The 11,593-nt window shown below is 43.2% G+C and carries 5 protein-coding genes; all 5 read left to right on the plus strand.

Annotation, left to right across the window (positions count from 1 at the left end; all coding sequences use genetic code 11):
* Positions 1-171 precede the first annotated feature (171 nt).
* Positions 172-1,350, plus strand: coding sequence for a response regulator (locus V7L29_RS15295; RefSeq protein WP_334736020.1), 1,179 nt, complete (start codon positions 172-174; stop codon positions 1,348-1,350).
* A 214-nt stretch (positions 1,351-1,564) separates the two neighbouring features.
* On the plus strand, positions 1,565-1,930 hold the full coding sequence (locus V7L29_RS15300) for a response regulator transcription factor (RefSeq protein ID WP_069073698.1): 366 nt from the start codon (positions 1,565-1,567) through the stop codon (positions 1,928-1,930).
* A 13-nt stretch (positions 1,931-1,943) separates the two neighbouring features.
* Complete coding sequence (locus V7L29_RS15305; protein ID WP_334689033.1) at positions 1,944-2,474, plus strand: chemotaxis protein CheW; 531 nt, start codon at positions 1,944-1,946, stop codon at positions 2,472-2,474.
* Between the two features lie 14 nt (positions 2,475-2,488).
* The gene (locus V7L29_RS15310) at positions 2,489-5,431 is read left to right on the plus strand and encodes a methyl-accepting chemotaxis protein (RefSeq protein ID WP_334736021.1); all 2,943 of its coding nucleotides are present in this window, start codon (positions 2,489-2,491) and stop codon (positions 5,429-5,431) included.
* A gap of 175 nt (positions 5,432-5,606) precedes the next feature.
* Complete coding sequence (locus tag V7L29_RS15315; RefSeq protein ID WP_334736022.1) at positions 5,607-11,339, plus strand: hybrid sensor histidine kinase/response regulator; 5,733 nt, start codon at positions 5,607-5,609, stop codon at positions 11,337-11,339.
* The last annotated feature ends 254 nt before the right edge of the window (positions 11,340-11,593 follow it).

Raw genomic sequence — 11,593 nt, forward strand, 5'->3', positions numbered from 1 at the left:
CGAAGTGTATTACGAAAGATGAAGGTTTATAGTTTAATGTATTCTCGTATGAAAACAAGGAACAGGGTAATAATCTTTCCAATACTCCATAATTAATACTTAAAGAAGAAGTCAGAATTCCGAATTTTGAATTCCGAATTCAGCAATACTTAAGGAGTACTTTTTAGATAAATGCAGGGAAATTTAAATGAAATTGATATTTGCAGTATCCTGCAATTGATTGAGTTGGGACAGCGAACTGGACAACTATGGGTAGAAGCTCATAGCTCTCACCATAACAACAAACTGGGTGGAGACGGAGCAAGCATTTATCGCCCCAAACAACAGTCTTGGTTCGTCTTTTTCCTGAATGGTCAAATTATTTATTGCCAAGAAGGTGAAAGTAGTTTATCCAGAATTAGCGATTATTTACGTTATTACCGAGTTGAGATGCGACTCACCGACAAACAAATTGCCTCCTTACCATCAACCGATGCGCCAGAGTATGCCTATCTTTGGGCACTCTTGGAGCGGAATATCATCAACCCAAAGATAGCTGATGGTATCATTCACGGCTTGGTGCATGAAACCCTCTTTGATCTGTTGAGCTTACACCAAGGTAACTTTATCTTTCATCAGGGTGCGGCACTTGCCCCGCAATTAAACACTTTCGAGATCGCTCCTTTTGTAACAAAAATTACGAAGCAGGTGCAAGAGTGGAAGCAACTGTATCCACACATTCAGTCTCCAGAACAATTGCTAGTGCTATCTGACAAAGTTCAACTACAATCCTCCCTACCAGAAGCAACCGTGAATAAGCTACAACATTGGGCTGATGGTAAAACATCTTTGCGTCAACTGGCTCGCTATCTCAACCGAGACATTTTGACAGTCGCTAAGGCAATATATCCATATGTGCAACAGAGTTGGCTACAACTAGTATATTCAGAGACACTTAAACCAGATATCCACACGGTTAGCTGGGAATTGAAGGGAAAATACAGGGGGCGGATAGTATGTATTGACGATGTGATCGCCATCGGTGAGACTGTAAATTCCATCTTACAACCACAAGGTTATGAAGCGATCGCCCTCAGCAATCCCTTAGAAGCGCTCACTCTGATTTTTCAACTCAAACCGAATTTAATTTTATGCGACATTGCCATGTCGGAATTGGAGGGGTACGAGGTTTGCGCCATGCTGCGACATTCAACAGCATTTCGGCTCATACCGATTATCATGCTTACTGGTAAAGATGGATTTATTGATCGAGTCAAAGCTAGGATGGTCGGGGCTACAGATTATTTAACAAAACCATTTACAGACACTGAGTTACTCATGCTCGTAGAGAAATATATCAACAACCAATGAAAATTGGGCATGGGGCACATAAAGAGATCCAAGATTTGTTGATCTACTAAAAGATCAGGTAAAAGATGTTATCACAGAGTCAGCCAACTCAGTGAAATGTCAATATCCAGGAAAATAGTCAAAAACTAGAATTAATTTATACAGTTAATACTTGCGGAGGAATCAGGGAATGTTCCAAATAGGAACGTCTACATCAGGAGGTAAATAGATACTTATGAGTACAGTTCTGATTGTGGAAGACAGTATCGCGCAAAGGGAGATGATTACAGACCTCCTGAAAGCAACTGGCCTAACTGTTACCCATGCCAGTGACGGATTAGAAGCATTGGAGGCAATTCAAATAGCACCTCCCGATTTAGTGGTATTGGATATTGTCATGCCCCGGATGAACGGCTACGAAGTTTGTCGGCGGTTAAAATCCGATCCAAAAACCCAAAATGTCCCTGTGGTTATGTGTTCTTCCAAAGGTGAAGAATTTGATCGCTATTGGGGCATGAAGCAGGGTGCAGACGCCTACATAGCCAAACCGTTTCAACCAACCGAGTTGGTAGGAACAGTCAAACAACTGCTGCGAGGATAAGGATAAAAGCAATATGGTCAGCAAACCGGACTTTTTAAGTGGCAGTGGTCAAGACCATTTCCGACCTGAATTACAAGTAGAAAGTCCTGAAGGTGAGTTACATTTGAGGTTTTACATTCCCTCGCATCAGGAGTTTGCACTACAAGCAACTGGCATTCGGGAGGTAATTGAACTAAGTCCTGATAGAATCACCCCGATTCCTAATGCTTCTCCTTTACTTTTGGGTACTCTAAATTTACGAGGTCGAGTTATTTGGGTGGCTGATTTGGGTCAATTTCTTGGGGAAGCAAGTGCATTAAACACGGATAGAGCTGAAATTCCGGTGATTGCCATTGAAGAGCAAGATACAATAGTGGGTTTAGCAGTAGAGGAAATCGGTGGTATGGACTGGTTGGATGTCCAGAATCTCATGCCACCAACAACTGTTCCAGATACTATGGCTCCCTTTTTACGTGGAGAGTGGTTATTACGTGCTAAAAATAATCAGTGTCTACGACTGCTCGATCAAATGGCAATTTTACGGAGTGCGCGGTGGGCAGGATGAAATTGGAGGAGGAAATGGCAGCAAGTATTGATAATTACGAGCCAACATATCAACAGGCGATGACCGCCTATGTTCAAAGGAATTACGAGGTTGCCGCCACTTTAGTTGACCAAGTGGTGCAAAATTTACCAAAGGACCCCAATTCCCATTTGTTACGGGGTCACATCTACTATGTTTTGCAGCAGTACGATGTAGCAAAAGAAGAATATCAACAGGTATTACGCTTGACTGACGATCAAGAAATTATTGGTTTTGCCAATAATGGAATTGAGAATATCAACCAATATTTACAGTCATTCAGTGGGGAGATTGATACATCAGGAAGTCAAAAGCAAATAAATTCCCCAGAGATGTCTGATGAACTGGCATATAGCGAACAAGAATTAGAAGATTTGGGTGCTAATGAGGATTTTGACAGCAAAAACCTTGATTTTAACTTTTTTGGAGAGCATCAACAAACTGTGAATGGCATTGAAGAAGTATCTTCAAAAAGTCCATTTGACATCCCCACAGAAGATAGTATTGGAACAGTAAAAATATCAGACTCTTCTACAGCTTTTGGTGACGACCCTTTTGCCTTGAATGAAGAACTACAGGAACAAGACTCAAATAGCAACTTGGAGGATAAAACAGAATTAGAGTTGCCTGCTTTTTGGCAGGAAGATATGTCAGAAGATAGTCTGGAAGAATCATTAGTAAATAGTCAATTCTCAGATAATGGGATAAATCTTAACCCCGAAAATTCAGTTATTGACAATAATAACTCTTCATATTCTAATTCCCAAACTGGTAATAGCGAGAATGATTTACCTGATTTGTTGAGTAAACCAAAGTCTCCAGAGCTTAGTCTTGGGAATTTAGAATATAAAAAATCTATTTTTGGAGACGAAACTTTACTGATTGTTGATGAAGAACTTAAAAATGGTTCGTCAACAACAAATAACTTGGAATACAGCAGTCAAGATAATTTTTCAGAAACCGAAGCACATAATTGGTTGGAGCAAAAAAATTTGGAAGCAGAGTCAGCTTCCGAGCCTGATTTATCTGATGAATCTTCATCTTTTAGCAGCAATCTACCTCTGGAAGAAAAGCAGTTAAAATCAGGTGAACTCAGCGATAAAAATAGCTTCGATGACGATGAAAATTTTGATATGGAAGCATTTGAGTCTGCCTTTGGCTCAGAGGGGTTAAGCTCTTATGAAGACTCAAACAATATACTAAATGGAGAAAATTCTAAGAGCAATATCGAGTTTTTAGATGACTTTGAGGAATTTGACGATTTAGGCAACATTCCAGGGTTTGACCTGATCGAAGGAGATTCTAACTTCAGTGATCCAGCAATACATTCTGCTCCATTAGAAACTAGTGGTAGTGGACACCTTCAAAGCGCGGAGGCTTTTTTAAGTAATGCAGCTAGCGATCGCGAAGAGGAACTATTCTCGATGACTGGTTCACATGAAGCAGTTCCAGTCTTTACCCAAACAGATGTCTCGAAACAAGAACCCAACGTCAGCATCGAGCAAGGATGGTTAGCACCATTAGAGAATGCCTCCATCGAAAGGAAACAATGGTTAATTGCTGGAAGTGTGGGCATTGTCTCAGCGCTGGTTGTAGCCACAGTTAGCTTTGTCGCCACCACATTTTCGCCAGCCCAACAACGAGAATCAGTACGAAACACCGGTTGGGCAATGTCACTAGCAGCTGGGATTGCAGGTTTTACTACCGCAGGTTTCATGGGGAATCTTGCGCTTAAACAAATTCGGCGCACAACTGATGATCTCCAAACTCAATTTGAGGCTGTACGTCAAGGAAATCTGAATGCTCAAGCCACAGTGTTTTCTGAAGATGAATTAGGACATTTATCCACTGGCTTTAATGAAATGGCGCGAGTAATTTTCACAACCACAAGTGAAGCCCAACGGAAAGCCGATGAGCAAGAGGAAGCCAAAGAAAACCTGCAACGCCAAGTGATTCGCCTGTTGGATGATGTGGAAGGAGCTGCTAGAGGAGATTTAACAGTCCAAGCTGAAGTGACAGCCGACGTACTGGGAGCCGTTGCTGACGCCTTTAACCTGACAATTCAAAACCTGCGGGATATCGTCCAACAGGTAAAAGTGGCAGCGAAGGATGTGACAAAAGGTGCAACCAACTCCGAAACCTTTGCTAGAGCCTTATCTAGTGATGCCTTGCGGCAAGCAGAAGAGTTGGCAGTGACGCTGAATTCTGTACAGGTAATGACCGACTCGATTCAGCGGGTAGCAGAGGCGGCGCGGGAAGCTGAAACCGTCGCCCGTGATGCTAGTATGATCGCTCTCAAAGGTGGAGAAGCAGTAGAAAATACTGTGGCGGGGATTTTAGAAATTCGGGAAACCGTTGCTGAAACCACTCGAAAAGTGAAGCGGTTGGCGGAATCTTCCCAAGAAATTTCTAAAATTGTGGCGTTGATTTCCCAAATTGCTTCCAGAACAAACTTGTTAGCACTCAATGCTAGTATTGAGGCGGCAAGGGCAGGAGAAGCTGGACGCGGGTTTGCGATCGTCGCAGATGAAGTGCGCCAGCTAGCAGATAAATCTGCTAAATCCTTGAAGGAGATTGAACAAATTGTGATGCAAATCCAAAGTGAAACAGGCTCTGTAATGACGGCAATGGAAGAAGGCACACAACAAGTAATTAAAGGGACAAAATTGGCAGAAGAAGCCAAGCGATCGCTTGAAAACATTATTCAAGTGGCGAATCGCATCGATATTCTTGTGCGCTCCATTACCAGCGACACTGTGGAACAAACTGAAACCTCCCGCGCCGTCGCTCACGTAATGCAATCAGTAGAACTCACCGCGCAAGAAACTTCCCAGGAAGCACAGCGAGTTTCAGGTGCCCTACAACACTTAGTAGGTGTATCTCGTGACTTAATCGCCTCCGTTGAACGTTTCCGAGTGGAAACTATGGAAACCAGGTAACAAAGTTAGGAGTTAGGAGTTAGAAATAAAAATCACAACTCACAACTCACAACTCACAACTCATAACTTGGAAAAAAGTTAGGAGTTAGGAGTGAGAAGTTAGAAATAAAAATCATAACTCACAACTCACAACTCATAACTCATAATTCATAACTCATAACTCATAACTTTTGCTATGCTGCCGGAACAACAACAGCGGATTTTGGGTTACTTTATCGAAGAAGCCAGGGATCACCTGAATACCATTGAGCAGGGATTGCTGAATTTAGAGGATACCCTGAACGACCCGGAAATGATCAGTGAAGTATTCCGGGCGGCTCACTCTATCAAAGGAGGAGCGGCGATGCTTGGATTGACTAGTATTCAGCATACCTCCCACCGTCTGGAAGATTGTTTCAAAGTTCTCAAAGATCATCCGGTTCAAATTGACCAAAAGTTAGAGTCTTTATTTCTTGGTGTATCTGATACCTTGAAATCGCTGTTAGAGCATTTGAGTGGGCCATTTGGTCTTTCCGAAGATGCAGCTAATACTTTGATGTCAGAAACTGAGCCAGTCTTTCAATGGCTGTATCAGCATCTGGAACTACTTGTAGAACAAGGAAAAAGTGGAGTCGCCAGTAGTCCTGACGCAACAGAACTACACACAACCTCTGTAGAAAATGTCTCCACACTTACAGAACTTTTTCTCCAGCGAGATATTCCTAGTTTGGCAGAAGACACCCATCAGGAATCTCCAGAAATATCCTTCTTTGCACCACCCCAGAAGGTGCGTGACGCTCTTTCTGAGACGCTACGCGTAGCTAGCTTAAGAGAAGGGGTAAGCGGACTCGAAGAGGCTGCGCGATCGCCAGTCACCGCCAAAGAAAATAATAATTGGGGCGAATTTCAAGCCCAGGTACTGCAAAGACTGCGGGAAATGTTGCAACTGTTTAAGCAAACCACAACACCCTCAACTCGAGAAAACCTTCAGCAATGCTGTTACCAGTTAGTCAAACTGGGTGAGACTTGGAATTTGTCCAAGTGGTGTGGTTTGTGTGAAGCAGCAGCCAGTGCGATCGGCAATCCCGAAAATACTTACCTGACTTTAGCTAAAATTGTCATTACCGAAATCAAACAAGCTCAAGAATTAGTTCTGCAAGGTAGGGAAGCCGAAATTGCAATTAGTCAGCAACTAGAAGCACTTTTGAGCTTTGCAGAAATTGAGTTATTAGAAATTACCCCTGATTTGTTTGATGAACAGTCTGCGGTTTTGACAGAATCATCAACTGCCTCAAAGCTAATTCTATCTGGTAACATCGAGCCGTTAGTCATAACTAACCTAGCCCAGACAACTGAGGAGCTGAATCTAGACGAGGATACTAGCGAACGCCCCTATCTTCAGTTACAAGAGACACCACTAAACGCTGTGACTCACACTAGTCTTACTTTCACCACACATGAGGAAGTACATCCAATCAGTAACAATCTTGACCCCAATGGGCCAGAGGTAGGAATAGCTGAGTTAAATACGCTTGCCGATTTATTTGAAGGTGAAACTCCCGAACTAGATGAAAGCTGGCATCAAGAAGAAACCTTAGATATAGTTGCCACCGATGACTTTGGAATTGATTTTAGCAGCACTGACGCTGAGGCTGCTGATGGCGATTTATCCGATTTACTCTCCTTTGATGAAGACATAAGCAACGAGCAGCACCCAACAAGCACAGCCACGACAGAAGATTTATCCCTGTTATTTGGTGACAATTTCCTAGAAAAGGAGAATTCAGAACCGCAAAATCAACAAACATCTGCTACGACTCTAGAGTTGAGCGATATTAACGTACTTGATATAAATTTAGACTCTTCTTCTCTCGAAAATTTAGAAGAAATTACTGGTATTCCTAGTGATACAAACCAGCCTCTTGGGGAGATTGTCCAAAATAGTGTTGACAAAAACGATGTGGTTGAAGATTTATTGACACTGGCACTAGATGATAAAGAACTATTGCCTACAGCCGAAGTGACTCAACCAGAAACTGAGGCGTTCGCCAGTGTGGAACTATCTACCAACCAACAAAACAGTTTTGATAACTTATTCTTAGAAACTAGAAATGCAAATTGGGTAGAAGAAATTTCCCCTAGTGACTACATAGAATTACCCCAGCAAACAGGCTTGTCTTTAGACAGCCTGTTTGCTGAAATGGAAGAACAGACACTACTGCCTACAAGTGAAACAGAAATCAGTGATTTATTTGATACATCTCCACCGACAGCACCTGAGTTTTCTGAATCAGAAAATGATCTGAGCAACTTCTGGAGCCAGGAAACCACAGAGGAACTGGACGAATTTGATTCATTAATTGAGCAGAATGTGGAAAGGGCGTTAGATGAGAGTTTGTTTACTGCGGCGACTGATGACATTTTTGTCGACAGTCAGCAGCCCATACCTTCTCCTATAACCAGTTTTGACATAGAAGAAGATTTTGATCTCAATTTCCAGCACCAAGAGCAGCTAGATTTAATATTCTCATCAGATTCTGGAGATGATTTATTTGAAGAGTTAGCACCGAGTAACCCAACTATTCCTCCTGTAATCAACGATGCCTCCACGCTGGAAACGCCGTTGTTCACGCAGTATTCAGGGGAAGAAATTCTTAGGCGATCGCAACAACCAGAAGCTTTAGATTTTGTTCCAGAATTTACTAATCAGCCCTCAGAGATATCTGCTGTTGATCTGGAAATTAATTCATTCAGCTCTTTCGACGAAAATCCGCAACTGCTGTTTGAGGATGTAGCCACAGATGACTCCACCTATATTCAGATGGAAACCACAGATAATACTGTGGATGAACAAGAAGCTAGAGAAACTTCTCTAGATATTAATTTAGGGGAAACTTCAGATTTAGTATCAACCCAAACACAGCCAGGTGATTTGTTCGGCTCTTTCGATGAAAATCCGCAACTGCTGTTTGAGGATGTAGCCACAGATGACTCTACCTATATTCAGATGGAAACCACAGATAATACTGTGGATCAACAAGAAGCTAGAGAAACTTCTCTAGATATTAATTTAGGGGAAACTTCAGATTTAGTATCACCCCAAACACAGCCAGATGATTTGTTCGGCTCTTTCGATGAAAATCCGCAACTGCTGTTTGAGAATGTCGCTACAGATGACTCCACCTATATTCAGATGGAAACCACAGATAATACTGTGGATCAACAAGAAGCTAGAGAAACTTCTCTAGATATTAATTTAGGGGAAACTTCAGATTCAGCCCAGACAAGCCCCAAAGTTTTAGATCCTGAGGGAAACAATGACTTAGAAACTGCCTTTGAGTTCTCAGAAAACACAGATTTTGAAGATAGAGAACTGGATTTTACAAATGATTTATTGCTTACAGAAACTGCTCTACCAGAAGCAGCAAACCAGGAACAATTAGGAGAAAACGCGGCAAAAATTGGCTCACAAACGGTTATTCAGGAAAATGTAGAAACTGATTTATGGGATCTAGAAGAGACATCTGAAGCTGCACCAGTGTTAAAGGAAGAAAATGCTATTGTTACCTCAACTGAAGAATTGGTAATGACAGAAACCATTGAAGTAGTTGCTTCAGAAGATGAATTTGCAGACTTGGAAGCATTACTACAAGAGGAAGTAGCACTTAACCCCAAAGCTACCTCAACATTAGAAGTAGATTTTGCAGCCCTGGAAGAATTGCTAGGTACAGATAACGACAGCGATGTCTGCCTTGAAAAGTTTGGATCGGAGGTTTCCTCCGCTCCAACTTTTCGCTACGACGGGCTACGCCAACGCCAGCCCTTGAACACTCAACCAGTCTTGGCTAAAAATGCCATTCCATCACCAGCCATAAAAGATGAATTTGGTGACTTGGAGAAGTTGCTGGCAGAAGCAGATCAAACAATATCCCATTCTCCATTAGTAAAATCTAACATCAGCAAAACTCCCCGCCCCTCTATTCGTCGGGCTGCAAGATTTGAAGAAACGATGAAGGTTCCAGTTAAGCAACTGGACGATATGAGTAATTTAGTTGGGGAGTTGGTGGTAAATCGCAATACCTTAGAGCAAGATCATGAACGGCTACGGCAGTCACTAGATAACTTGCTGATTCAGGTACAACAACTCTCGGATGTGGGCGCAAGGATGCAGGAGTTGTACGAGCGATCGCTACTGGAAGCTTCTCTGTTAGCTGGACGCAAAAAGATAGACTCCGGCTTCCAAACCCCTGATTCCAATGCCGATAGGGGTTTTAGCGAACTAGAAATGGATCATTTTACTCCTTTCCATACACTGTCACAGCAGATGATTGAGCGGATTGTGCGTGTGCGTGAGTCGGCAAGTGACATTGATTTCGTTACCGAAGAAACCGAGCGAGTAGCAAGGCAATTCCGCCAAGTAACCACCCAGCTACAAGAGGGATTAACAAGAGCGCGAATGGTGCATTTTGCCCAAACCATTGATCGCTGGCGGCGAGGAGTGCGCGACAACGCTATTAAGTGTGGCAAACAAGTGGAGTTGGTGATCGAAGGTGGCGATACCTTAATTGACAAGATGATTTTGGATCATCTTACCGATCCGTTAACTCATATGCTGAATAATGCGATCGCTCACGGTATTGAAACGCCAGAAGAGAGGCAAGCTGCTGGTAAACCACCCGTGGGAATCATTACTATCCGTGCCTTCCACCAAGGCAATCAAACGATCATTTCCGTAGGTGATGATGGCGCAGGTATCGATTCAGCAAGGATTAAGGCTAAGGCTGTGAAGATTGGCATGATTACACAAGCGCAGGCAAAAGCCATGTCTCGCCTGGAAGTCTACGATCTGCTGTTCCAGTCTGGTTTTACGATCAAAGACCAAGCAGATGAAATTTCTGGTCGTGGTGTAGGTATGGACGTAGTGCGCTCCGAGATTAGCGAAATTCGTGGGACAGTGAACACCGATTCTGCCCTCGGTAAGGGAACCACCTTCACCATTCGTTTACCACTGACTCTGAGTATTTGTAAAGCTCTTTGCTGCGTCTCTGATCGAGCTAGAATTGCCTTCCCGATGGATGGTGTAGAAGATACGCTGGATATACCAGTCAAAAATATCCAGCACGATGCCAATGGGGAATCATTTATTTCCTGGCGCGATACAGTGCTGCCATTCCGACCCCTGAAGGAACTTTTAACCTTTAATCGCCAGATCAGTCGGGGTAATGTTTATGGCGGCACCAGAGATGATGATATGGTTTCTGTAGTTGTGGTGCGATCGGCAAATACCCTGATTGCTTTACAGATTGACCTAGTGTTGAGCGAACAAGAAATTGTAATTAAGCAATTTGAAGGCCCAGCGCCTAAACCCATTGGTGTCGCTGGTGCTACAGTCCTGGGTGATGGTCGCATTATGCCTATTGCTGACGTGCTGGAAATAATTGACATTTTCCAAGGACGGATTTCTACAGAAATTGGTAGCAATTCTTGGCAACAGAAAGCTACTCCTCCAGATACCTCTGCTGCGAAGATTGACCCGACAGTGCTGATAGTCGATGACTCAATTACAGTTAGAGAATTGCTATCCCTAACGTTTAACAAAGCAGGTTATCGCGTAGAACAGGCGCGTGACGGGCAGGAAGCTTGGGATAAACTCCGCTCTGGTCTGCCTTGTGATATTGTATTTTGCGACATTGAAATGCCCCGTTGCGATGGTCTGGAGTTACTATCTCGCATTCAGAAAGATTCTAACCTCAACCACCTACCCATCGCTATGCTTACCTCGCGGGGTGCAGACAAGCACAGACAAATTGCAGCTCAACTCGGTGCTAGTGGCTACTTTACCAAGCCCTATCTCGAAGAAGCTCTACTTGAAGCTGCGGCGCGGATGTTGAAAGGGGAAAAACTTGTTAGCACTACAAGTAATGTTTAGTAAGTAAATAACACCGTGTGCGACTTTCTCTTAAACCTAACCCCCAACCCCTTACGCCAGCTGCTACAACTCTTGGAATCCCCGCAACGCACTGGCTCTCCTACTAGCGTTGGGGAGTAAGAATCAAAGCCTCTCAGGAGCGGGGAACTCGGGGCCCCCTCTCTTTCAAGGGTAGGGATTTAAGAAAGGGGCAGTTTAATCGGTAAAATACAGAACTGAAGTCAAACCGCAAAAATATGTAAGAGAAATGCGGC

This window comes from Nostoc sp. (assembly GCF_036916575.1).
Lineage (GTDB): Bacteria > Cyanobacteriota > Cyanobacteriia > Cyanobacteriales > Nostocaceae > Nostoc.

What these genes read in the sequence shown, in the direction of transcription:
- V7L29_RS15295 (WP_334736020.1), top strand. Translation starts at nt 172, where the DNA reads ATGCAGGGAAATTTAAATGAAATTGATATTTGCAGTATCCTGCAATTG.
- V7L29_RS15300 (WP_069073698.1), top strand. Translation starts at nt 1,565, where the DNA reads ATGAGTACAGTTCTGATTGTGGAAGACAGTATCGCGCAAAGGGAGATG.
- V7L29_RS15305 (WP_334689033.1), top strand. Translation starts at nt 1,944, where the DNA reads ATGGTCAGCAAACCGGACTTTTTAAGTGGCAGTGGTCAAGACCATTTC.
- V7L29_RS15310 (WP_334736021.1), top strand. Translation starts at nt 2,489, where the DNA reads ATGGCAGCAAGTATTGATAATTACGAGCCAACATATCAACAGGCGATG.
- V7L29_RS15315 (WP_334736022.1), top strand. Translation starts at nt 5,607, where the DNA reads ATGCTGCCGGAACAACAACAGCGGATTTTGGGTTACTTTATCGAAGAA.